The following is a 23,149-nucleotide window of genomic DNA, read 5'->3' on the forward strand; positions in this document are numbered from 1 at the left end:
TGCAAATATCGTTATGGACATGAAATCGTTGAAATTCCTTCTTGCCGATGACAGCAAGATAATAAGGAGCATGGTAAAGACCGCCCTGACAGGGATGGGGGTGACGGACATTTCCGAGGCCTCCGATGGAAACGAGGCTTTGGCGGCGCTGGCCAAAGAGCGGTTCGACGTGATGGTGCTGGATATCATGATGCCGGGGCTTACCGGCCTGGAAACTCTCGCCAAAATACGCTCCGGAGACGGGCCGAACAAGGGCATCCATGTTTTCATGGTGACTGGCGAGGCGAAAAGGGAATTTATCCACCAGGCTGTGAAGCTTGGAGCGAAGGGTTATATAGTCAAGCCTTTTGAAATTGATGACCTTGCCAAAAGGATCAAAGACGTTCTCGAAAGATTGTATCCGGCGAAACCCTGAAAGATTGCGCCTTTAAATCCCGTTTCCCAAACCGGCCGGCGGCTGGCCGGCTGATGCGCGGAGGGTGTGGATGTTTTTCCTTATTGCCTTCTCGATCTACGCGGGCGCCCATCTGTATATAGGCTCGCGGATCATCCCGGTGGCAAAGCTGCCGGTCATATGGAAGTCCATCGCGTGGGTGGGGCTCGGCCTTCACACGCTGCTGGTGCCGGCCATGTTTTTCCTAAGATCCGGTGGATACTGGCCGCCATGGCTTGAATACTATTATTTCGCCGTTTTCACCGGCGCGGGCTTCATGGCAATCCTGTTCCCGCTGTTGCTTGCGCGGGACGCGGCATGGCTGCTCACCCGGATTGCCCGTTCGGCGGCGGCCAAGGCCGTGGGCGGGAAACCATTGCGGACGGATCCGGCCAGAAGGCGGTTCATGCTCAACGCGCTTAACACAGTATTCGTCGGGGCGGCTTCCGGCGTGGCGGGCGTCGGCGTTTCCAATGTGCGCAGGCCTCCGGCGGTTGTCCACGTCACAGCGCCTGTGCCGGGATTGCCGGAGCAATTCGATGGATTTACCATCGCCCAGATCACCGACGTTCATTTAAGCCCAACGGTGCGCGGCGATTATCTTTCGCTTGTGGTGGACATTGTCAACGGGCTGGACGCGGATATCGTGGCCGTTACAGGGGACATGGTGGACGGATACGTCAACGAGCTTGCCGGCGACGTGGAAAGCCTCTCCAGGCTCAAGGCCCGTGAGGGGGCTTTCTTTGTCACAGGCAACCACGAGTATTATTGGAACGGGCCTGCATGGGTGGACAAAATGCGCGGGCTGGGCCTTACGGCGCTGGTTAACCAGAGCGTGGCTGTGGAGCGTGGCGGGGCCACGGCGTTGATCGCAGGACTGCCGGACCACATGGCAGGCAAGGACATTCCAGGCCATGCGCCAGACCCGCGCAAAATCATCAAAGAGGCTCCGGCGCACGGTTTTAAGATAATGCTGGCCCACCAGCCCAGAAGCGCCATATATTCGGCCGAGGCCGGATTTGACATTATGATCTGCGGCCACACCCACGGCGGCCAGTTCTTTCCGTGGAATTACATCATCCCGCTTTTTCACCCGGTGCCCACGGGGCTTAGCGTTTACCGGGGGATGACCGTATATGCCAGCCCCGGCACAGCCTACTGGGGGCCGCCTATGCGGGCAGGGACGCGGTCTGAAATAACGCTGATCACCCTTGCCAGGGCAGGCGGCGGCAGGCGCGCAACCTGAAGTGAAACGGACAGTATGGGCGGCGGCGATGGCTCTGGCAGCCATTTCCGCGTTTGCCATAATGGAGAAGGTCAAAACAGGGGACTCGTTCTGCGTTTCATGCCACCTGGCGGACGGGAAAGCGATGCATGGCGGGAAGCATGACGCCATGACCGCAAAGCCAGCCCGAAGCCTTGCCGGAACGCATTACCAGCTTGCGGGGGGCGATGGGCAGGGTTGCTACAATTGCCACAAGGGTGAATCGCTGGCCGGGCGGGCCGAAGTGTTCACGCTGGAAATCAGGAACACCGCCAAACACTTTTTCGCCACGTCAAAAGAGCCGGAAAGGGCGCGCAGGATAATCGAGGATTCCTATTGCCTGCGATGCCACATGAATATTGCGTCAAAATCGCCGGAATACGCTTTCCACAGTTTCAAGGCTCACGCCGGGATATTAAAGCCATCCTGCCAGGAGTGCCACAGGTTCCATGCGCCCCAAGGCGCGGAAGGAACATTCCTCGATAAAGCAAAGATCATGGCGCAGTGCGGGATATGCCACAAAGCGCCAGATCAAAGCCCCTTTGTCCGCCGTTCGCTGGGCCTTTAGCGCCAGCGCGCCCCGGCCTTAAAGCTCTTTTCAACTTTCATCGCTGTGATGGACATTGCCGGAAGAGCCGTGGATGATTCCGGCCAGGCCGGATATCATCGCCTGCAAAGACTCCGCCTGCGAAGCCAACTGTACGCTGGCCGCGGACGATTGCTCGGCGATGGCCGCGTTGCTCTGCGTCACCTTGTCCATCTGGTTGATCGCCTCCTTCACCGCGGAAACTCCCTGCGCCTGCTCGGCGGAGGCGGCGGCGATCTCTTTTATAATGCTGGCCACCTTCCCGGCGCTGTCATTGATCGCCCGAAGAGCCGTCACAGCGCCGTTGACGATGTCCACCCCTTCGTTGGAGCGGACCACGGCGTTCTGGATAAGCTGGGTGGTGTCCTTGGCCGCCGCGGCCGACCGCTGCGCCAGGTTCCGGACCTCCTCGGCCACCACGGCGAAACCCTTCCCATGCTCGCCGGCCCTGGCCGCTTCCACCGCCGCGTTGAGCGCCAGCAGGTTAGTCTGGAAAGCTATCTCCTCGATCACCTTGATGATCTTGGACACCTCGCCGCTGCTATGCTTTATGGAATTAATGGACGTGACCATGCTTTCCATGGCGTCGTTGCCGCTTTTGACCAGCTTGGCGGTGGCCTCCATCATTTCGTTGGCGGCCTCCGCGCTCTGGGCGTTATGCTTCACCCGGTTGGCGATCTCCTCCATGGATGCGGACGTCTCTTCAATAGACGACGCCTGCTCGGTGGCTCCTTCCGCCAGGCTCTGCGACGCGCCGGACACCTGGTTTGCCGCGTCAGACACCTGGTTGGACCCCTCGGTCACATCCTTGGCTATCGACTCCACCGGCTTTATCACCGTCAGCCGTATCAGATACACCACCACCGCGCTTGCGATCAGGATCACCAGCAGCGATGCGACGACGGTCTGCACGATGATGGAATTGACCTGGCTGTCCAGCGGCTTTAAGTCCATGATTATCTGGAAGGCTCCGTGCAAGTCGCCCTCTTTCTTCCCGTCCTTCTTGAATCCGACCGGGTCCACATCGCTGGGCTGGGCGCCCGGCGGAACGTCCGTTGCGACGCCGTGGCAGACAAGGCATTCCTTTGTCAGCTTCACCGCCCTCATGTACCGGAACACGTTGTCCTTTTCGTCCACGCCGGAAACTTCCATCGCCCCGCTTTGCTGCAACTGCCGTATGAGCTGCTTTTCCGTCTCCGATTCGGGATTGTAATTTTTATTCCGGGCGTCAAACCTGGTGGGCTTGAACTTGAAATGGCTCTCCTCCGCCCCCGCCTGCGCCGCCTTGAACGCCCAGACCACCGGTATGCCGGTGTTGTAGTACCTTGTCTGCCGCAATTTATCGAAGAACGCGTCGGAGCCGGAAGGTATCCCCTCCAGGTCTTTTAGCGCTTCGGCAAGCATCTCGTCAAGCTTGACTGCGTTGTATTTGAACATCGCCTCCGCGGCGGCCATCCTGGCGTTCTCGGCCATGCGCCCGATTGCCTTCGCCTTGTAGAACATCTCGTCGAGGGTATTCTTCTTGAAAGTGTTAACGTAGAACACCGCCAGCGCCATGGATGAAACGAAAAGAGAAAGCGCTATTCCGACGATGATCTTGTTCTGAAGGCTCAGGTTCTTCATGCAGGTGTCACCTTGTAATAATAATGATCATAAAATTAACGATCCTGCCTGCTCGTGAACAACAATGCCCGGCTGGACTCAATAGCAATATAAAAAGTCTATCTATTGTCCTTGTTCCAGGAGATTTATTCAACCGCAAAGTATTAAAAGTCAAGAGGATAAGATGCATTAATTATACTTTTTATCAACAAATTTCACTCCATTAACGTAACGCATCGTTACGTTAACGAAAAGCGAGGTTATTTGGAGCGGTATTTGAGGTGGGGCTGTATGGGAGGTGGAGCGTGGAATGCCTTAAGGGCAAGTATAATTCCCGCTCCGGCCTGCCATGCGAAATTATTTCTTCTGCGCCCCTTTGCTTTTGACGATGAACTTGTCGTTCATGTTTTTCACCAAAGGTTTCACGTCCGCCTGGGGGACATGGCACTGGGTGCAGTTGTAGCGCGCCATGCTCACCTTGCCTTCCTGCATATGCGTTGCGGGAATGGCCACGGTCTTTTCATCGGCGTAGGCCGGATCGTGGCACATGAGGCAGTCGTTGTTGTCCCGGGACAGGTTCAGGTTTTCCACGGAATGGGGTATCTGCGGCGGGGCGCCTGTGAATCCGCGGGGAAGCAGCTTGTTTGCCCCCGGCTCCCCCCCCTTGTAGTCCACGGTGGAAGGGGGAAGGTCGTCTTGCAGCGGGCTGTTTCCCCGAAGGGTCTTCACCCCGCCGAATATGTCATCACCGGCGAACGACAGGCCCGCCGCCAGCGCAAATGACACCAGGACCGCCGAAAAGAAAATCCGTCTCATAAAACGCCCCTCCCCTTATTTCCTGAATTTCCTGATTCCAAACCGGATCGCCCCGTCCGCCGCCCTGTCCACACAGGCGCCGCACATCACGCACTCGCCGCTCGGCCTTTCCTTGTTCAAGATAAGCTTGAGAGCATGAGGCTCCGGGCATACTTCCACATAGTTCCGGATATCCATCTCCCTGCCGCCAGTGGCCGCCACTTGCGCCAGCGAATATCTGCCCAGTATCGCCAAAAAGGCTCCCAGCGGGCACAAGCTTCTGCACCAGCCGGTGCGCGCCACGGCCAGTTCGTAATGGAACAGCGCGCCGATGACAAGCCAGCTGGCCAGCCCGGCGCCCAATCCGGCGAAAAGAATGGCGCGGGCCAGTATCGAAACCGGATTGTACATCTCGTAAAGCGCCACTCCGGAGGCAAGCGCCGCCGCCAGGGTTGCCGCCATGAAATAATATTTCGTCTCCACCGGGAATCCCTGGAACGGTTTGCGGATCGAAAGTTTTCGGGACAGCCAGTGGGCGAAGTCGAGCAACACCCCTAGCGGGCACACCCATCCGCAAAAAGCCCTCCCGCCAGCCAGAAGGTAAAACACGATGACCACGGCAGATCCCAGCGCAGCCGTTTTATAAAGCCCTCCCGTGGCCAGGAACGATTGCGCCGCCATCAGCGGATCCGTCAGCGGTATGACGCCAAGCAGGGTGGAACCGGAATAGTCACCCACAAGCAGTTTCCGCTTAAAGTACGCGCTGATGACAAAAATGGACAATATTGCCACCGCCGTAATCCGCCGCGCCCACCACCATTTCCCGTACTTCATGCTCCCTCCTGCAGCCAGCCCCACCGGTAATGCTTTCCAAGCGCCCCCTTGACCCCGGCTATGTCGAACACCCGTATGGCCGGAAGGTCGAGCACGCAGGAGTGCTCGCACTTGCCGCAGCCGGTGCAGCTGTCCGAATGCACCACCGGCTCGAAAATGGTGTGTTTGCCGGTGCGCTGGTTCACCCACATCTCAAGCTTAATGGCCTTGCCTATAAGGGGACATGCGTTATAGCACACCTCACACCGCAGCCCCTTGATGGCCAGGCACGTCTCCCTGTCGGACAATACCGCCAGCCCCATCCGGGACTTGCTGATGTCCTTGAGCGACTTGTCCAGCGCGCCGCTGGGGCAGGCCTTCACGCACGGTATGTCCTCGCACATGTAACACGGCTTTTCCCGGGACACTATGTACGGAGTTCCCGGCGCCACTCCCGACCCCGGCTCTCCCATTTTTATCGCGTCGTATGGGCAGGCGCGAATGCATTGTCCGCACTTTATGCACCGGGATACGAACCTGTCCGCATCTATCGCCCCCGGCGGTCTTTGAGCGTATGCCCATTTCCCGCCCCCTGTGGAGACAAGGCCCAACGCGGTGGCTCCCGCGAGAAAGCCCAGCAAGCTTGACGCGTCCAGAAACCGCCGTCTCGTCACACCGGATGGATTACCGGACTCTTCTCCAGCCTTGTCTTCGCTGTCCGGAAGCATAAATACAGCTCCGTCACGCTTTGGATATCTTCACCGCGCATTTTTTAAAGTCAGCTTGGCGCGATATGGGGCATGTGGCGTCCAGCGTCACCTTGTTTATAAGGATGCTCTCGTCAAACCACGGCACGTAAACAAGCCCCTTGGGAGGCTTGTTCCTTCCTTCGATCTCCGCCCGGGCGGTGACGCTTCCCCGGCGCGACTCTATCTTCACAAGGTCGTTGCGGTTGATCCCCATAGCCTTCGCGTCGTCCGGATGCAGCGCCACCGTCGCCTGCGGCACGGCCCTGTGCAACTCCGCCACGCGCCTTGTCATCGTGCCGGAATGCCAGTGTTCGAGCACCCTTCCTGTGCTAAGCCAGAATGGGTAATCTTTGTCCGGCGCCTCGGCGGGGGGGGCGTATGGCCGAAGCCATATGTTGGCCTTGCTGCCGGTCTTTTTATTGCCGTAGAACGAATAGCCCGACCCGGCCGGCACATACGGGTCATACCCTTCCTTGAACCGCCATTGCGTCTCCTTGCCGTTTACCACCGGCCACCGCAGTCCGCGCACCTGATGGTATGTGTCAAAGGGCGCCAGGTCGTGCCCATGCCCGTCGCCGAATTTGCGGTATTCCTCGAACAACGCTTTCTGGACGTAGAATCCGAATATTTTCGCCTCGTCGTTAAGCCCCTTTTTCGCGGATGGATATTTTTTAGCTTCCCTGGCGAAAAGGTGATCGTACATCGTTTTGGCCTTAAGCCCGGGCCGCTTGGCCAGAAGATCAGCCGGCCAGACGTCGGAAAGCTTGAACCGTTTTGAAAACTCCATCACCTGCCACAGGTCGGAGCGCCGTTCATCATTTACCGCCACCTGCTGGCGCCAGAACTGGGTGCGCCGCTCCGCGTTGCCATACGCGCCTTCTTTTTCGTAAATCATGGCCACGGGGAGTATCAGGTCCGCCACCACGGTGGAGGCGTTCGGATATGCGTCGGAGACGATAACGAAATTCTCCGGGTCCCGCGCCGCCTTTATCCAGTGGTTGAGGTTTGGATAGTCCTGGAACGGATTGGCGCACATAACCCAGAGGACGTTCACTTTCCTGTCCTCCAGCGCCCGCATCATCGCCACGGCGTGTGTCCCCGGTTTCGGGTTTATGGTCCCTTCCGGCAGGTCCCAAATTTTCTCCGCCACAGCCCTGTGGTCCGGATTGTTCACCACCATGTCCGCCGGAAGCCTGTGGGAGAACGTCCCCACCTCCCGCGCCGTGCCGCATGCGGAGGGCTGCCCCGTCAGCGAATACGGCGAGGAACCGGGAATGGATATCTTGCCCGTGAGAAGATGAAGGTTATATATCAGGTTGTTCATCCATGTCCCGCGCACATGCTGGTTCACCCCCATCGTCCAGAACGAAGTTACCCTCCGCCCCGGGTCGGCGTATTCTTTGGCCAGCGCCTCAAGCTGGCTTACAGGAACGCCAGCTATGGCCGAAACCTTTTCGGCTGTGTATTCGGACACCATCTTCTTGTAGCTTTCAAAGTCCGTCATGTCGCCGTTGGCGGCGGTGTCCCTGTTCTTCTGCCCCTGTTCGAGGGGATGGTCCGGGCGCAGCCCATAGCCGATGTCCGTGGGGCCTGTCTTGAAGTTGCAGTGGTCCTTCACAAAAGCCTCGTTCACGGCGCCGCTCTTTATGATGTAATTGGCGATGAAGTTGGCTATCGCCAGGTCGGACTGGGGAGTGATGACCAGCGTCTGGTCGGCCACCGAAGAGGAGCGGTTGTCAAACGTGGTCATGTTCACAAGCTTGACGCCGGACCCGGTGAGCTTGCGGTTTGTGACCCGGGAGAAAAGGATCGGGTGCATCTCAGACATGTTCGCGCCCCACAGCACGAACGTGTCGGCGTTCTCTATGTCCTCATAGCATCCCATCGGCTCGTCTATGCCGAAGCTGAGCATGAACCCGGCCACGGCGGAGGCCATGCAGTGCCGCGCGTTGGGATCCAGGTTATTGGAGCGCAGACCGGCCTTCATGAACTTTGCGGCCGCGTAGCCTTCCCATATCGTCCATTGCCCGGAGCCGAACATGGCCACGCCCTCCGGCCCCTTGGCCTTGAGCGCGGCCTTGAATTTTTCCTCCATAACGTCAAAAGCCTGCTTCCATGAAACAGGCGTGAACTTGCCGTTCTTGTCATATTTCCCGCCGCTCATCCGCAGAAGCGGTTTTTTTAGCCGATCCTCCCCATACATGATCTTGGAGAGGAAATAACCTTTTATGCAATTTAGCCCCCTGTTCACCGGAGCTTCCGGATCCCCTTTCGTGGCCACCACCCGGTTGTCCTTCACCCCCACCATCACACCGCATCCCACCCCGCAGAAGCGGCATACCGCCTTGTCCCATTTGACTCCCCCGTCTTCCGCCGCCCCGGAGATCACCGGTGCGCCGGCGGCGGCCATGGCTGCGGCCGCGGCGGAGGCTTTCAGGAATTTGCGTCTTGAGATGTCCATGCGTCCTCTCCCAGTATTTATTATGTGTTAGCTTTTGTAACGGCTTTCCCGGCCGTGAGCAAACGGCCCGGCGGCGGTGTCCGGTTGTGTGGAATCCGCCGTCTCATCCTCAAAATGGTGATACGCCATAAGTACGCTTACAACACCGTCAATCGCCTGTATGTCCCGGGCGGCGGCCACCTGGCCGCCGGTCCCTTCACGCTCTATGGTCACAACGACGCGCCCATCCCCGAGGTCCTTGTGCAACTGAGCCCCGTCAACGGCGCTGATGGCTTGGATTACATGGCCAGTCTTGGCCGGATCGGTCGTGACAACTATCCCGGATATGTTCATAGCCCACCTTGTGATTTTCCATGTATAGGACGGGTGGCGGAATACAAAATGAACAGGCCTGCAGCCATTGAAACTGCCCCATGGCCCATGCAAAGGTGGCGGCCGGACATGTTACCCCCTCGCCTGCCTGTTTCAGACGCTTTATGAACTTAAGGGCGAGGCAGTCACACGCCCATTCCATGCAAACGCAACCGGAGTTTCTCTTTCCCGGCAGCGCACATAAAGCTTCGCTCAAACTACATGATTTATACCTAATCCAACATTGGCCCCATGTCAAGTTAATCCGGATTGCGGGAAGCGTGGAAGGAAACTTGCGAAGGGCAATCTCAATCTAAAACCAAACAGGCAAAACGGATGGGATATTAAAGTGACCACTTTTAATTAAATCTGCTCTTGATACTAATGAAATGGTAAATACGTAAGCATTATATAACAATGTAATATATAGATACAAATTATTTTCAAATAAAATTAGAGATAAGCTGAAAGCCAAACTAATAAGCGGCCTAGCAGAACATATTGATATATTGCACAATATCAATCATCTAATAATTAAACAACATCCAATCACCTTGGCACATTTTATTGACTTTTCTTGAATTTATTAGCATAATTTCATGGATTGATTGAGAAGGCTAGTAATAATTTGCAAGCATGGGAAGCTGTGTCGACGAAAAAGCTGACTGTTCAGTTGACGGTTTTCTTTGCCGCCGCAAGCATTTTCTCCTATTCCCTATACGCCACAGAGCAATACCTTGACTTCAATTTCAAACTGGCGATTGGATGGGTTTCTTTCGGGCTCATCTACCTTTTGTACAAACACAACACAAAAAGAAGAGACAAGCAGGACCATGCCACGGTATTAAGGATCGTTTTCATCCTCCTGTCGGCGTTCCTTTCGATCAGGTACCTTCTGTGGCGCACTTTCGAGACGCTGTACTACACCGGCCCTTTTGACTTTATCGCCCTGACGCTTTTATACATGGCCGAGTGCCATGCCATATCTCTCCACATTTTCAGCATTTTCATCAACATCAATCCGTTGAAGCGCAAGCTGTTAAAGGCTCCTTTGGAAGGAGCGGAGCTGCCCACGGTGGACGTGTTCGTCCCCACATACACGGAAGCCGATGACATCATCAAGATAACGGTCACCGCCGCCACCCAGATGAAGTATCCCGCGGACAAATTAAGGGTGCACATAATAGACGACGGCTCCACCATCGCAAGGAGGAACAATCCAAAGACCTCCGCCGACGCGTGGGAGCGGTACTACACAATGCGCCGGATCGCGGACGAGCTTGGGGTCAACTACATCACACGGGAGACCAACTCCCACGCCAAGGCCGGCAACATCAACCACGCGCTGACCAAGACCGGGGCCGAGCTTGTCCTTGTGCTCGATTGCGACCATGTGCCCACCCAGGACATGCTGGAGAACACTGTGGGGGTCTTCATGAAGGACGAGAAGGTTTTCCTTGTGCAGACCCCGCATTTCTTCATAAATCCCACTCCCGTGGAAAAGCAGCTTGAGGGGGTGGCGGAGGTTTCCGTGGAGAACGACATGTTTTTCCGCCTGATTCACTCCGGCCTGGATTTTTGGAATTCAAGCTATTTCTGCGGTTCGGCGGCGGTTTTGAGAAGAAAACATTTGAATGAGATCGGCGGCCTGTCCACCAAAACCATAACCGAGGACGCGGAGACGTCCCTTCTGCTTCACGAGAAGGGTTATCAAAGCGTTTACGTCAACCATCCCATGGTTTGCGGACTTTCGCCGGAAACCTTCAGTGATTACGTCATACAGCGCACCAGGTGGGCGCAGGGAATGATACAGATGTTCATCATGATGAACGTGCTGACGCTAAAGGGCCTTTCGGCGGCGCAAAAATTGTGCTACTTCAACATGTCTTTCTTCTGGTTTTTCGGCGTGGCCCGCTTTATTTTCTACGTGACCCCGCCTCTGTACCTTCTTTTCGGGCTGAAGGTTTACCACGCCTCCATGGGGCAGATAATCTCCTACGCGGTCCCATACGTCTTCAGCACGATACTCGTGATGGACTATCTTTACGGCAAGGTCCGCAAGCCGTTTTTCTCGGAAATATACGAAAGTGTCCAGGCCCTTTTCCTGATACCGGCCATCTTGTCGGTGCTCATCAATCCGCGCCATCCCACGTTCAAGATCACGCCAAAAGGGCGCACCATCGAGGAGAAGTACTTGAATCCGCTGGCGGCCCCGTTTTTCATCGTCGTGGCCATAAACCTGATATCCATACCCTTCGCGGTCTATACATGGTTCGAGTTTCCGCTTTTCAGGAGCGTGGTGGTGGTGACGTCGGTGTGGTGCCTTTTCAACATATTCCTGGCGCTGGTGTCCCTCGGGGCGTTCTGGGAGAAAAAGCAGGTGCGCCGTTACCACAGGATAAAAGCTTCCGGAGAAGCGTCCATCTTCTTCCCGCGCATGAACCAGACCCTGCGAGCGGATGTGATCGACATTTCGCTCACGGGGATAAGCGTGGAGGTGGCCGCTCCTTTTGAAGTCATCAGGAACGAAGACATGGTCATCACGGTGTGGGACAGCTACGGGGCGTCCTACGTGTTCAACACGCAAAGAAGGCGCGCATGGCCCCGGCGGGGCAAGCTTCTTTGCGGGACAGAGATCATAAATTCCAAGCAAAGTTTCGCCAGCGCTGTACAATATGTTTACGGCGACAGCCAGCGGTGGCTTGATGACTGGAACAAAAAATCGGCGTCTTCGGGAACAGGGAGGCTTTTGTGGGGCTTCCTGGTGTTGGGAATAAACGCCGAAAAGGAAATCATCGTTTCAATGTATAAATGGGCATTGGCGGCGTTGTCCGGCAAGTTCGCCTCGCTACTTTATTTGAAAAACCTGAAAACCGCTGAGTGACCATGAAGAAAGAACCACGAACCATCGCCCCGCAGTTCACATTTTCCGTGTTGGCCGTCCTGTTGTTCACGGCTTTCAACGCTTCCGCGTACACGCTGGAAATGCCGTTGAGCAAATTGTCCCCATTGCCAAAAATCCACCTGCGGTGCATCACGGCGGACTATGGCGTGGCGGTCCCCATCCCCGCCAGGTGGAAAGTGGAAAAGGCGACGCTAAAGTTCAACTATGTGAACTCATCCAACCTGCTAGGCGACATATCCCAGCTTGTGGTGAAGATAAACGAGGACGCCGTAGGGCAGACAAAGCTTGACCCGAAAAATCCGGAAGGTTCGCTTGCGGTGAATTTCCCGGCGGCGCTGTTTGAGACCGGATATAACACGCTTTCGTTCCAGGCCACCCAGCATTTCACAAGAAGCTGCGAGACCCCCTGCGCGCCCGACCTTTGGACCACGGTAAATCTTGATGAGGCGATTCTCACAATTGAATATTCGCTCCGGCCGGTTCCGATGCAGCTTTCCCAGGCTCCGGGATTTATTTTCGATCCCAGGATTTTGCCGCAAGGGGAAGTGAACATAATCACCGAGGGATACACTTCAGACAACCTGACCCTTGCCGGCATCGTGGCCTCCGGCGTGGCGAAAAGGTTTGATTACAGGAAAACGCTGTTTTCCACCTCGGAAGGCATCCGTGGCGGCCATGACAATGTCCTCCTCGGAAAAAAGGAGTATGTTGAAGATTTCCTGGCCAAGCGCGGCGTTACCGGGCTTAAGATCAACGGGCCGTTTGTGAAAGTGATCCCGCTGCCGGTTGACGGCCCACAGGCGGACTTGACCGGCGGTCAGACGGAGCCTGCCCAGGCGGACGCGCCGCGCGATGTGTCCAAACAGGTGAAGGAGCTGCTTGCCGCCAAGGGAGTGACGCTGGAGACGGCGATAAAGGAAATAGGCGCTCCCCCGGCGTATTTTAACGACATCATAAACGGGATGCGCATCGGCAAACAGTGGCGCCCGCAAATCGCCAAGTACCTGGGCATGGCCGAGGAAAGCCTTTGGGGCGGACAATCGCACAGGAAGGACCGTTTCGATCCCACCCATGCGATGGTGATTGTCTCCGGGCTTAACAACGACCATCTGAAAATAGCGGCGGAAACGCTGGCCAGCCTCACGTTCCCCTATCCCGGAACGGACGAGATGACGGTGCTCGAGTTCCAACTGCCGGAGATCACCTTGTATGGCGGCAAGCAGATGCTGGCGGCGGACAAGATCATCCGCCTCAAATCGCTGGATTTCCACACACATTCGTTCAGGGGGATGCAGCCCAATCCTTTGCAGCTTTCGTTCCGGCTGCCGCCCGACTTTTTCATCAGGGAAAACCAGTACGTCAAGTTCATCCTGAACTTCACATACGGCGCAGGCTTGCGGCCCGATTCGGTAATGAACGTGCTGCTCAACGGCGTGCATGTCCGCTCCATCAACCTGGACAAGTCCACCGGCGACTTCATCGAAGATTACAAGGTGGAAATCCCGACGTATCTTTTCAAGCCTGGCAACAATGCGCTCAGGATCGTGCCGATCCTGACGCCCAACGCCAAGGAGTGCGACCTGATACAGCCGGAAAGCCTTTTCCTGACGATTTTCGAGAACTCCTCCATTTATTTCCCCCCCATGTCGCACTTTGTGGAAATGCCGAACCTGGAGCTTTTCACGCTAAACGGCTTCCCGTTCACCCGGTGGCCGGATGGATTTGAGTCGCTCATCTACATCACCAAGCCGGAGGCTGGCATTGTTGACGCGGCGCTGAACATGATGGGGATGATAACCCAGAAGAACGGCTATCCGCTCATCGGCATGAAGATGACCTTGGTGGAGCCCAAGAACTGGGATGGAGAGATAATGGTCTTTGGCCCGGTGGGGACCATACCTCCCGCCATCGCCAAAAATTCCCCGCTTTCCATCGCGGAGGAATCGCAGATATCCTACCCGATCCTGAAAAACTTCGGCGAGTCGGAAGTGTACGCAAAAACAAAGCAGATAAGCGGGCTTGGGGCGAATAACGGCGTCCTGATGGAATACCAGTCCTCATTGAAATCCGGCAGGACCATCACACTTTTCACGGGCCTGACCGGCAAGGAGATATACGACCTGAGCCTTGCGATCCTTGATCCCGGGGCTCAGGGGCTTATCGCCGGGGACATGTCGCTTGTGCAACTCACCCCTCCCGATTACAAGGTGGACACACAGAGGGTCGGAGAAAGATACTACACGGGCAAATACGGCCGGTTCTCGCTTAAAGACTACCTGCTGTCATCCATCCAGCTGTATTACGCGACCATCGCGGGCGTTTTTGCCGCCATGGTGACCGGCGCGTACCTGTTCATCAGGCGCCAACGGAAGAACCGGCTGCAGTCAACCGAGGACACTTCCGTAAAACTGTCCCTTTGGATGAATATGAAAGCCATGTTCATGAAGCTTTTTATTAAAAAATCGCCGCCGGATGACAAGGATAATTAAGGTCCTGGCCTTGGCGGCCATAACCGCCGCGATAAGCCATTCGGCGGCCTTCGGCGCCGACCGGGTGATGTGGGACCGTTACAAGGCCGATTTCATCACGCCGGACGGGCGCGTCATCGATTTTTACCAGGATCAGGCCAGCCATTCCGAGGGGCAAGGATACGGGATGACGCTGGCGGCCGCATTCGGCGACAGAAAGACTTTCGACAAGTTGTGGGCATGGACAAAGGCCAACCTCGGCGGCAGGCCGGACGGGCTTTTCGTCTGGCTATGGGGCAAAAGGCTGGACGGCCGGTGGGAGATCATTGATTTCAACAACGCCACTGACGGCGACATCCTGATAGCCTATGCGTTGCTCAAGGCCCATGCGGCGTGGGGCGAAGCGTCCTATAAAAACGACGCCCAGGCCATAATACGCGCCATCCGCAAAAGCCTTTCGGCGCAGTGGAAAGGCCAGACGGTGATCCTCCCGAGCTACTACGGATTCACCGGAAAGAATGAAATTGTGCTCAACCCTTCATATCTTATCATCCCCGCGTTCCGCGCTTTCGCAAAGGAGGACGACCACGCATTTTGGGAAAAGGCGCGGCATGACTCGTTCGGCCTGATTTCAAAAAGCCTTCTGGGGGAAAAGGCCCTTCCGGCGGACTGGGTGAAAATCACGGACGATGGATTCCGCCTGCATTACGACAGAAGCGTCAAGTTCGGATACGACGCCGTAAGGGTCATTTTGCACCTGGCGGCCGACGACCCAAAGGCCCTCCCGTCCGGCGTCAACGAGATGTTCAAATTTTATGAGGGCCTTGGATACATTCCGGCATGGGTGGACCTGGACAAGGACGCCTTTTCGATGAGCTCCGCTTCGGGCGGGGCCTATTCGATATACGCGCTGGCGGCCCAGAAAACAGGCAAGAAAGCCCTCGGCGAAAAGCTTTTCGCCGAGGCGCGGCGCAAACTGGACTACGAAAAGAAGAGTTATTATTCGTGGAGCCTGTTCCTGATCGTCAATTCCGGCGCTTTTGAAAGCGGGAAGTAAACTAGGGCACTGCCGTCACATTGCGCACGGCGTATATCCGCGCCGCGCCATGATCATTTCAGCTTGAACAGGTCCCAGTCCACATACCACGTGATATAGAGTTGCGCCCGGTTCGAGCTTTCGCCAAGGACCGGGAGACGCTCCCAATAATAGTCTACGCCCCAGCTTACGACGCTTTTCCTGAATTCAAGCCCCACCGCCGGACCGCCGGAGTCATAATATTTCTGGTTCAGATTGCGGGACCTGTGCCGGTATTCCGCGTAGGCGATCATCGGAATGTCTCCAGGGAATTTATATAAAGTCACCCCCTGGTTGATAAAGCCCTGCACTCCCGAACCGCTGTAATCGTCATTGTCATAGCCTAGCAGCCCCCAGGAGGAACCGGGCAGGTCAAGAGAGCCGAGCTTTTTTTCCGGGTTCGCGTCCCAGGTGATGAACCATCCAACATAGGCCTGCGCCCGGTTCGAGCTGACGCCGAGCACGGGAAGCCGTTGCCAGTAATAGTCCACCCCCACGTTGAAAAAGCCTTTGCGCAACTCAAGGCCCACAGCAGGGCCGCCGGCGTCAAAGTAATCCTGGTTCTTGTTGCGCGACCGGTGGCGGTACTCGGCGTAACTGACGACTTTGATGTCCCCGGGAAGGGTCACCAGCTGGATTCCCTGGTTGACGAAACCCTGCACCGCCGAGCCGCTGAAGTCATCGTTGTCATAGCCCAGGAATCCCCACATGGATCCGGGGGCGCCCTCCAGTTCATATGCCCCGGCGGGAACGGAGAAAAGAGCGATCATGGCGGCAAAAGCGAGGAAGTTGAATCTGATAAGAGCCATTTGGATATTCCCGTTTTGTTGGAAATTTTGCGCTATTGTATCTCATTGATGGGCAATTCCACCCATTTTTTATCTTTGCCGGAATGGTAATACTTTTTCCCGACCTTGATAACCGAACCGCCCTCGTTTTCGGCCATAAAATCTGTCTGCGGAATGGTGTCTATAAAGGAATTGTAGGTATAGTCATCGGTCTGGAACGGGCTTTTTTCCACCAGTTTGGCCACCACATGGGACAGCCCCAGATAACTTACCGGCTTTGTGACGACTTTCTGTTTTCTTGGCGCGTTGTTGAATTTCGGGCCGATAAACTTGATGCCGACCGGGACATTGGTGATATCGGGCAACGGTATGTCTCTCAGCCCGGCGGTCTGTATGGCGCTCCCTCTCAGGGCCATTCCATGCTCGGGAACAAAGACGACCACCACATTCCGGCCGGAGGCCTCAAGGTCCTTGATGAACTTTGAGAGGTCCACTATCAGTTTTGCCAGGAATTCCTTGTACAGCCACTTGCGGTCGCGCTTCCACCATTCCTTGTCGCCCACTTTGTGCGAGCCTTCATGCAGGGAGACGGTGTTGTAATAAAGGGCGGCGTACTGCTTGTCCGATGCCAGCCGCATTTTCCACCACTTGCTCAATGTCATGTAGTCGTCGTACACAGGCGAGTTGTCGAACATGTTCAGGTAAAGCGCCGATTGGTCCAGTTCCATGGGGGCCCGTGGTATCCCGTTCTGCTTTATCTGCTTGGCAAACCCACCGTAATTCCCATCATGGTTCAGCACAGGGAACACCGAAAATCCCACCCAGTCCAAAGCGGGGAACAGATAGCATTCGGCGGGCTGGTCCTTATAAATCATGCTGTGCGACGTCTGCCCGCAGTTGGACCTTAAAAACCGGACCAGCGCCGGGCCGCTGTATGTGGTGGCGGTGTTGAAATTCTTGAACAAAAAGTTGAACTGGACGAAAAACTGGTCATTCTCTATTCCCGCGTCCTTCATGTCGTCCCACGAAAGGGAGCAGACATGCAGGTACAAAAGATCAAAATCCAGTTTGCCCCCTTTTGGCGCCTTGAACCGGACAACGCGCGACGTTTCCGAATCCAGGAACGCCTCCGTGTTCATGCTGATTTCTTCCTCATTGGGCTGCGCATGGATTGTGATGGGTATGAGCGCCACGAACATGATCATCACGAAGGTAGTCAACTTCAGGAATTTGTTTGCCACCCAGCAGGCGGAGAATATGATGCCAAGGTTTATGAAAGTCTGCTGGTCATAGTACCTTATCAGAAAGCTGTATATGTATTCTTTGGACGGAATACCCTGGCTTTTCAGCTCTTTGGCCGCATCCAGCGGAGAGGGGAGCCATGTGTCGTGCCAGAATATGGAAACAGCCAGCAATACGCCGGTGATAATTTTGAGCGCGAAGATCACCCTGCGGAACCTGATTTTTTCCGGCACCGGCAAAATAAGGAAAATGGCCAGACCGAAATTATACAGGATGTCGAATTTGACGACTCCCTGTATGAACAGGAACAGCTTGGCGAAAAAGTAGAAACTCCAAAGGCCCATGCCGTCCAAAACCTCGATATAAAATCGTGAAGGTAACCGCGGATATCCTCAGTCAACTATAGGATATATCCTTATAGATTCACCTGAATCCGCGCCCGGCGCAAGTAATTTTTCATTACACTTCACAATCTTGCCGCAGGTGAAAATCCCTACTTCGGCGCAAAGTGGGATACAATTCAAAGTATGCCGTTGTTTCATGTGCGATTAAAGTAAAGGGATCACCTATGTTCAAATCGGACGAGGACCTGCTCGCGGCGCTCAAGGCCATCCTCGTATCACCGCTGTCCATGAGGGAAATCCTGGGCGGACTTAAAATCCCCAGCGCCCAGAGAAGCCTGTACAGGCGCCGGATACGGACCATTTCAGAGTCCGGCGAGGTGGTGCGCATAAAGGGGGGGCGTTATGGCCTTCCGGAAAAAATGAACCTTGTCACCGGCATGGTGCAGGGACATCCGGAGGGATTCGGGTTTGTGATTCCCGACGACCCTTCACAGTCCGACCTTTTCTTAAGCCACCGCGCCTTTGACGAGGCGATGCATGGGGACAAGGTGGTGGCCCGGGTGGAAAGCGTGCGCCCGGACGGACGGCGCGAAGGAAGGGTGATCCGGGTGCTCGATCGGGCTCACGAGACCGTGGTGGGAACATTTGAAAGGTCCCGCAACGCGGGATACGTGGTCCCCTTCGAGCGGCGCATATCACGCGATATCTTCATTCCGCCAGACGCCACCGGCGGAGCCCGGCAGGGGCAGGCGGTGGTGGCCAAGATCGTTGAATATCCGTCCAAGACCCGCCCTTCGATGGGGGAGATCACAAAAGTGCTCGGGGACGCGGACGATCCTGCGGTGGAAATACAGATAATCGTGGCCAGGTACAAGCTGAGGTCCGATTTCCCCCATGCCGCCGCCCACGAGGCCAAATCGCAGCATCCCCCAACAGCCAAAGACCTGACCGGCCGGCTTGACCTTCGGGCAAGACCCATTGTCACCATAGACGGAGAGACGGCCAAGGACTTTGACGACGCGGTGGAGGTGGAACGGCTGGAAAACGGCGACTACAAACTGGGAGTTCACATTGCCGACGTTTCGCATTACGTCAAAGAGGGTTCGGCGCTGGACAAGGAAGCGTACAAGCGCGGCACATCGGTGTATTTCCCCGGCTCGGTAATCCCCATGCTTCCGTTCGAACTGTCCAACGACCTTTGTTCGCTCAATCCCAAGGTGGACAGGCTCACCCTAAGCTGCATAATGACATTCAATCCGGGGGGCGACCTTGTGGACTACCATGTGGCCGAATCGGTGATCCGGTCCGTGGAGCGCATGACATATACAGCCGTGGCTGCCATTATTGAGAACAGGGACGCGGCGGTGACTGAACGGTACCACGGGCTTGTGAAAAATTTCAGGCTCATGGCCGAGCTTGCCGGAATACTTCGGCGCAAAAGAGCGATGAACGGCGCGCTGGACTTCGACCTGCCGGAGCCGCAGATCATCCTGGACGTGACCGGAAGGCCGGAAAGCATCGTGGTGGCCGAGCGCAACGTGGCCCACAGGCTCATCGAGGAATTCATGCTGGCCGCGAACAGGACCGTGGCGGGCCACTTCATAAAAAGCCGTTACCCCGCCGTGTTCCGCGTGCATGACGAGCCGGATCCGGTGAAGCTGGAGGCGTTCCGCGAATTCATACAGGCGTTCGGATTTGGCATCCGGCCCGGGGACAAGATCACGTCAAGGAAGCTACAGGGCATCCTGGAGAAAATGGAGGGGCGGCCCGAGGAAAAGCTTATCACCCATGTGATGCTTCGCTCCATGAAACAGGCGCGCTATTCCACCGACAACATCGGCCATTTCGGCCTGGCATTCGAACATTACACCCATTTCACAAGCCCCATCCGCAGATATCCGGACCTGATCGTCCACCGCCTGCTGCGCGACCTTATGCGAAAGCAGCGGCGGGAGGAGCAATGGACCGCCTTCCTGCCGAAAATGGCGGATAGCACATCCGCCGCGGAGCGCAACGCCGACGAAGCGGAACGCCAGGCGGTAAAACTCCGGCAGTGCCAGTACATGAAGGAGAGGATCGGGGAGGAGTACGACGGGGTGATCTCCGGTGTCATAGCCTTCGGATTTTTCGTGGAGGCGGTGGCCACCCACGTGGAGGGGCTTGTGCGCATCACTTCCATCGCGGACGACTACTACAAATTCGACGAAAAGGGGCACGCCCTCATAGGGGAAAGGACGCGCAAAAGGTTCCGGCTGGGTGACATGGTGCGGATACGGGTGGAAAACGTTTCAGTCGAGCGGCGGCAGATCGACTTTTCACTGGTGAAAAAGGGGGAAGAGCGCGCCGGGCGCGGACGCGGCGAACCCAAGAGAGCGGTCAAGCCGAAACGCCGGACAAGCGAAAAGCGGAGTGGCGCCAGGTCCGGCCTGAAAAGAAAAAAACGCTGACAAGCGCGGCACGCGCCAACAATGGCCTAGAAGGTGACGGATATCACGCCGCAAAAACCCAGCGGCGCGTTGTTCACTATCACGCATCCATCCGACCCGCACAGGCAAAGGGTGGCCGTATCATAAGCTGGCCAGCCGCCAAGGTCGAGGGTATTGACATTGACCGCCGCTCCGCCGCATGAGCCAAAGGCCATTGTGGACGCGGGATAATATATTCTGGATCCGCACGTTCCGCCGCCAGCGTCCATGGAGATGTCCCAATATTCACAGGCGGGAGCGTAGTGGGTGAATTCCATCGTCGCGCAGGAATAATAAGGGCATCCGAAACCGTCATTCCAATATCCGCACGGCGCGCCGTAACCGAGAACGAACTCGCCTCCACACCCGGCCAAAGCGGCGAAAATGGCCGCTATTACCGCAACGCGCCCTAAACCCGCTCCCGGGCGAGTCCAAAAGAAACCGCCATTTATAGCCGTAGTCTTCGATGTTTTTTTCATGGGACCACCAAAGCATCCCCACTTGAATTTTACCACGCTTGGGGCGGGCGGCCACACCGCTTGACACCCGCATATTATTACGGTTCAATGAGATTAACTTTGGGGCTGAAATTAAAGGCTTTCCGTCCAACGGCCATATAGCCTCAAAACATCGGCCCTGCATTCTGGGGCCATGCCAACGGGATTATGTTTGAAAAACTGAAAATAAGCGGCATACTCGCAAAATTCCCCAAGTCCGGGGGAAGCGAAAGAAAAGCCATGCTCGAAAAGCTTGCGGCCTTGGGCGACATGGCCGTGGGCATGACCGCCGACGAGCTTCGCTATAACCATATCCTCTATACGGACGCCGAAGAGATATTCATGAAAATATTCCGCAAGGAATATCTGCCGGTGTTCATACAGGGGCTTTCCGACCACAAGGAAAACGTGCGGGAACTGTACGCCGACACGATCACAAAACGGGGGGGCGCCGCGGCCGTCTCCGCGCTCATCGAAAAAATGGCCGACGATGACAACACTTTGCGCAAGGCGGCCGGGGAACTTGTGGTGTCTTTGGGGGGGATGTCCGCGGTGGCGAGAATATCGCCTCTTCTAAGGCACGAAAACAAGGAAGTGAAAAAGACCGCCATGGACGCGCTTGTGGCGATAAAGCCCGAGAGAGCCGTTGAAATGCTGTCGCCGCTTCTGGACGACCGGGACCAGTGGATCAGGCGCAAGACTGTGGAGGCAATCTGCAAGCTCAAGGACAAGCAGTCCATACCGCTATTAAAGGTGAAACTGGCGGACGAGAAAGACAGCGGCATCATCAAGATGATCATCGAGGCGATAGGATCCGCCGGAGGGAAGGAGGACGCGGTGTTCCTCCTGCCCACGGTTAAAAACATGGACCTTACCATAAGACAGCTGGCCACCGAAGCGATCTCCAGGATAGCCGATTCGACCCTGGTGCCACATCTGCTCGACCTGTTAAAAGATGAGGACGTGAACATACGCCGCTCCGCCGTGGACATTCTTGACGGACTGAAAGATCCCTCGACCGCCGCCGCGCTTATACGCGCCCTAAAGGACGGCGACTGGTGGGTGCGCGAAATCGCCACGGACGCCCTCAGCGCCCTGGGAGGGGGCAAAATAAGCCAGATGATATCCGGGCTGCTGCACGACGAGGATGAATATGTGCGGCGGTCCGCGGTGGAGTTTTATTGCAGGGTGAAAGACCCTTCAGTTTACGCCGCACTGGTCCAGCTCCTGGCGGACAAGGACTGGTGGGTGCGCGAGAAGGCTATCACCGCCCTTGGGCTCATCGGCTCGCCGGACGCCATACCGGAAATCGCAAAAATGACCGGGGACAGCGAAGTGAAATGGGCGATCCCAAGGGCCCTTAAAAGCATCGGATCACCGGAAGGGCTCAAACCGTTGGGGGTGTTGCTAAAGGATGATCAGCGGCAGATACGGTTCGAGGCGTTAGAGGCGGTCCTGTCGCTTGACGGGCCAGAATCCGACAAGCTTGTCAAGACCGCGGCTTTGGACAAGGACGCGGAAATCGCCGGCCGGGCGCTCAAGGCGTTGCGGGAAAGGACCGGCAGGACGTGGCTGAAGGAAGACGTAATGCGCGAAGCCGGGCCTGCCAACGGCGGCAAACAGGCGCCTCTTATCACTTTCATGGAAGTGTCCCCCGGTGACCTGCTCACGGAGGCGATAATGGTGGTGGACATCTGCCAGTCCACCGGCACAGCCGCCACATTCGGCGACAATTTCATATTGAAAATGGGGGACGACCTTTTTGAGACCATTATCCCCATCGCCAGGGACGAGGGGGTGCGGTTTTACAAAAGCACCGGCGACGGATATCTGATGACTTTCGAGTCGGCGTTATCGGCCGTCAACACGGCTGTAAAGACCCTCGCCCGCGTCCGGGAAAGGAACGCGGGATCCGAAGGCAGACGCAGGATGTCGCTGCGGTTCTCCATTAATTTCGGCGAATGCCGGGTGGACAACAATCTGGACAGGATCGGCGTGGCTGTGAACATGACGTTCAGGGCGGACGGAATAAAACAGGATTCGGTCATCATCATGCCGGGGCAGAACCTCGACCAGATCAACAATTTCCCCGCGGAGAACAGGATATTGCTCACCGAGCCGGCCCTGATGGAACTGAGCCACAAAGGAGATTTCCAGGCAAGGCCGCTGGGATTTTTCGAGCTTCGCGGGATAACAGGCCTCCACAAGCTTTATCAATTGCTTATTGAAGGCGAATAATCCCGCCACCCCAGAAGGCGCACATACCCCTGAACCGTATTCACCTCATTTTGGCGCAATCCGCTAGAGGCAG

17 protein-coding genes are annotated in these 23,149 nt (G+C 56.2%); 8 read left to right on the forward strand and 9 right to left on the reverse strand.

What is annotated here, in order from left to right; translation table 11 throughout:
* Positions 1-28 precede the first annotated feature (28 nt).
* The 3 genes from HZB29_01050 to HZB29_01060 all read left to right on the forward strand — a co-directional run bounded on the left by HZB29_01050 (position 29) and on the right by HZB29_01060 (position 2,265).
* Positions 29-415 (forward strand): response regulator, encoded by a 387-nt coding sequence (locus HZB29_01050; protein ID MBI5814178.1) that lies wholly within the window; start codon positions 29-31, stop codon positions 413-415.
* Positions 416-485: 70 nt separating this feature from the next.
* On the forward strand, positions 486-1,679 hold the full coding sequence (locus HZB29_01055) for a metallophosphoesterase (GenBank protein ID MBI5814179.1): 1,194 nt from the start codon (positions 486-488) through the stop codon (positions 1,677-1,679).
* A gap of 1 nt (position 1,680) precedes the next feature.
* Positions 1,681-2,265 (forward strand): hypothetical protein, encoded by a 585-nt coding sequence (locus HZB29_01060; protein ID MBI5814180.1) that lies wholly within the window; start codon positions 1,681-1,683, stop codon positions 2,263-2,265.
* 30 nt (positions 2,266-2,295) lie between these two features.
* Here HZB29_01060 and HZB29_01065 read toward each other — a convergent pair whose 3' ends face one another.
* The 6 genes from HZB29_01065 to HZB29_01090 form a co-directional block, all read right to left on the reverse strand.
* Complete coding sequence (locus tag HZB29_01065) at positions 2,296-3,906, reverse strand: DUF3365 domain-containing protein (protein MBI5814181.1); 1,611 nt, start codon at positions 3,904-3,906, stop codon at positions 2,296-2,298.
* A 336-nt stretch (positions 3,907-4,242) separates the two neighbouring features.
* On the reverse strand, positions 4,243-4,701 hold the full coding sequence (locus HZB29_01070; GenBank protein MBI5814182.1) for a nitrate reductase cytochrome c-type subunit: 459 nt from the start codon (positions 4,699-4,701) through the stop codon (positions 4,243-4,245).
* Between the two features lie 15 nt (positions 4,702-4,716).
* Positions 4,717-5,514 carry a quinol dehydrogenase ferredoxin subunit NapH gene (napH, locus tag HZB29_01075; protein ID MBI5814183.1) on the reverse strand — a complete coding sequence of 266 codons (798 nt, stop codon included), beginning with the start codon at positions 5,512-5,514 and terminating at the stop codon, positions 4,717-4,719.
* Positions 5,511-6,221: a ferredoxin-type protein NapG gene (napG, locus tag HZB29_01080; GenBank protein ID MBI5814184.1), complete on the reverse strand. Its 711-nt coding sequence runs from the start codon at positions 6,219-6,221 to the stop codon at positions 5,511-5,513. The genes napH and napG overlap by 4 nt, the downstream gene beginning before the upstream one ends.
* Positions 6,222-6,234: 13 nt before the next feature.
* A complete protein-coding gene (gene napA, locus HZB29_01085) occupies positions 6,235-8,703 on the reverse strand; it encodes a nitrate reductase catalytic subunit NapA (protein ID MBI5814185.1) in 2,469 nt (822 codons plus the stop codon).
* Positions 8,704-8,730: 27 nt separating this feature from the next.
* Positions 8,731-9,036, reverse strand: a complete 306-nt coding sequence (locus HZB29_01090) for a chaperone NapD (GenBank protein MBI5814186.1) — start codon at positions 9,034-9,036, stop codon at positions 8,731-8,733.
* A gap of 664 nt (positions 9,037-9,700) precedes the next feature.
* Here HZB29_01090 and bcsA point away from each other — a divergent pair.
* Genes bcsA through HZB29_01105 form a run of 3 tightly spaced genes read left to right on the forward strand, consistent with a single transcriptional unit; the run spans position 9,701 to position 15,484 of the window.
* Positions 9,701-11,938 (forward strand): UDP-forming cellulose synthase catalytic subunit, encoded by a 2,238-nt coding sequence (gene bcsA / locus HZB29_01095; protein MBI5814187.1) that lies wholly within the window; start codon positions 9,701-9,703, stop codon positions 11,936-11,938.
* Between the two features lie 2 nt (positions 11,939-11,940).
* Positions 11,941-14,448 carry a cellulose biosynthesis cyclic di-GMP-binding regulatory protein BcsB gene (locus HZB29_01100; GenBank protein MBI5814188.1) on the forward strand — a complete coding sequence of 836 codons (2,508 nt, stop codon included), beginning with the start codon at positions 11,941-11,943 and terminating at the stop codon, positions 14,446-14,448.
* Complete coding sequence (locus HZB29_01105) at positions 14,432-15,484, forward strand: endoglucanase (protein ID MBI5814189.1); 1,053 nt, start codon at positions 14,432-14,434, stop codon at positions 15,482-15,484. The genes HZB29_01100 and HZB29_01105 overlap by 17 nt, the downstream gene beginning before the upstream one ends.
* Before the next feature lie 53 nt (positions 15,485-15,537).
* Here HZB29_01105 and HZB29_01110 read toward each other — a convergent pair whose 3' ends face one another.
* A complete protein-coding gene (locus HZB29_01110; GenBank protein ID MBI5814190.1) occupies positions 15,538-16,311 on the reverse strand; it encodes a hypothetical protein in 774 nt (257 codons plus the stop codon).
* A gap of 32 nt (positions 16,312-16,343) precedes the next feature.
* Positions 16,344-17,876, reverse strand: a complete 1,533-nt coding sequence (gene bcsG, locus HZB29_01115) for a cellulose biosynthesis protein BcsG (GenBank protein MBI5814191.1) — start codon at positions 17,874-17,876, stop codon at positions 16,344-16,346.
* A 224-nt stretch (positions 17,877-18,100) separates the two neighbouring features.
* Between bcsG and rnr the strand changes: the two genes are divergently transcribed.
* Positions 18,101-20,323, forward strand: coding sequence for a ribonuclease R (gene rnr / locus HZB29_01120; GenBank protein MBI5814192.1), 2,223 nt, complete (start codon positions 18,101-18,103; stop codon positions 20,321-20,323).
* Positions 20,324-20,349: 26 nt separating this feature from the next.
* Here the strand turns inward: rnr and HZB29_01125 are convergent, their stop codons facing one another.
* Complete coding sequence (locus HZB29_01125) at positions 20,350-20,820, reverse strand: hypothetical protein (GenBank protein MBI5814193.1); 471 nt, start codon at positions 20,818-20,820, stop codon at positions 20,350-20,352.
* 186 nt (positions 20,821-21,006) lie between these two features.
* On the opposite strand from HZB29_01125, the gene HZB29_01130 reads away from it, so the two are divergent.
* A complete protein-coding gene (locus tag HZB29_01130; GenBank protein ID MBI5814194.1) occupies positions 21,007-23,076 on the forward strand; it encodes a HEAT repeat domain-containing protein in 2,070 nt (689 codons plus the stop codon).
* The last annotated feature ends 73 nt before the right edge of the window (positions 23,077-23,149 follow it).

This window comes from Nitrospinota bacterium (assembly GCA_016235255.1).
Lineage (GTDB): Bacteria > Nitrospinota_A > UBA7883 > UBA7883 > JACRLM01 > JACRLM01.

What these genes read in the sequence shown, in the direction of transcription:
- HZB29_01055 (MBI5814179.1), top strand. Translation starts at nt 486, where the DNA reads ATGTTTTTCCTTATTGCCTTCTCGATCTACGCGGGCGCCCATCTGTAT.
- HZB29_01065 (MBI5814181.1), bottom strand. Translation starts at nt 3,906, where the DNA reads ATGAAGAACCTGAGCCTTCAGAACAAGATCATCGTCGGAATAGCGCTT.
- HZB29_01070 (MBI5814182.1), bottom strand. Translation starts at nt 4,701, where the DNA reads ATGAGACGGATTTTCTTTTCGGCGGTCCTGGTGTCATTTGCGCTGGCG.
- napH (MBI5814183.1), bottom strand. Translation starts at nt 5,514, where the DNA reads ATGAAGTACGGGAAATGGTGGTGGGCGCGGCGGATTACGGCGGTGGCA.
- napG (MBI5814184.1), bottom strand. Translation starts at nt 6,221, where the DNA reads ATGCTTCCGGACAGCGAAGACAAGGCTGGAGAAGAGTCCGGTAATCCA.
- napA (MBI5814185.1), bottom strand. Translation starts at nt 8,703, where the DNA reads ATGGACATCTCAAGACGCAAATTCCTGAAAGCCTCCGCCGCGGCCGCA.
- HZB29_01090 (MBI5814186.1), bottom strand. Translation starts at nt 9,036, where the DNA reads ATGAACATATCCGGGATAGTTGTCACGACCGATCCGGCCAAGACTGGC.
- HZB29_01100 (MBI5814188.1), top strand. Translation starts at nt 11,941, where the DNA reads ATGAAGAAAGAACCACGAACCATCGCCCCGCAGTTCACATTTTCCGTG.
- HZB29_01105 (MBI5814189.1), top strand. Translation starts at nt 14,432, where the DNA reads ATGACAAGGATAATTAAGGTCCTGGCCTTGGCGGCCATAACCGCCGCG.
- HZB29_01110 (MBI5814190.1), bottom strand. Translation starts at nt 16,311, where the DNA reads ATGGCTCTTATCAGATTCAACTTCCTCGCTTTTGCCGCCATGATCGCT.
- bcsG (MBI5814191.1), bottom strand. Translation starts at nt 17,876, where the DNA reads ATGGGCCTTTGGAGTTTCTACTTTTTCGCCAAGCTGTTCCTGTTCATA.
- rnr (MBI5814192.1), top strand. Translation starts at nt 18,101, where the DNA reads ATGTTCAAATCGGACGAGGACCTGCTCGCGGCGCTCAAGGCCATCCTC.
- HZB29_01125 (MBI5814193.1), bottom strand. Translation starts at nt 20,820, where the DNA reads ATGAAAAAAACATCGAAGACTACGGCTATAAATGGCGGTTTCTTTTGG.
- HZB29_01130 (MBI5814194.1), top strand. Translation starts at nt 21,007, where the DNA reads ATGTTTGAAAAACTGAAAATAAGCGGCATACTCGCAAAATTCCCCAAG.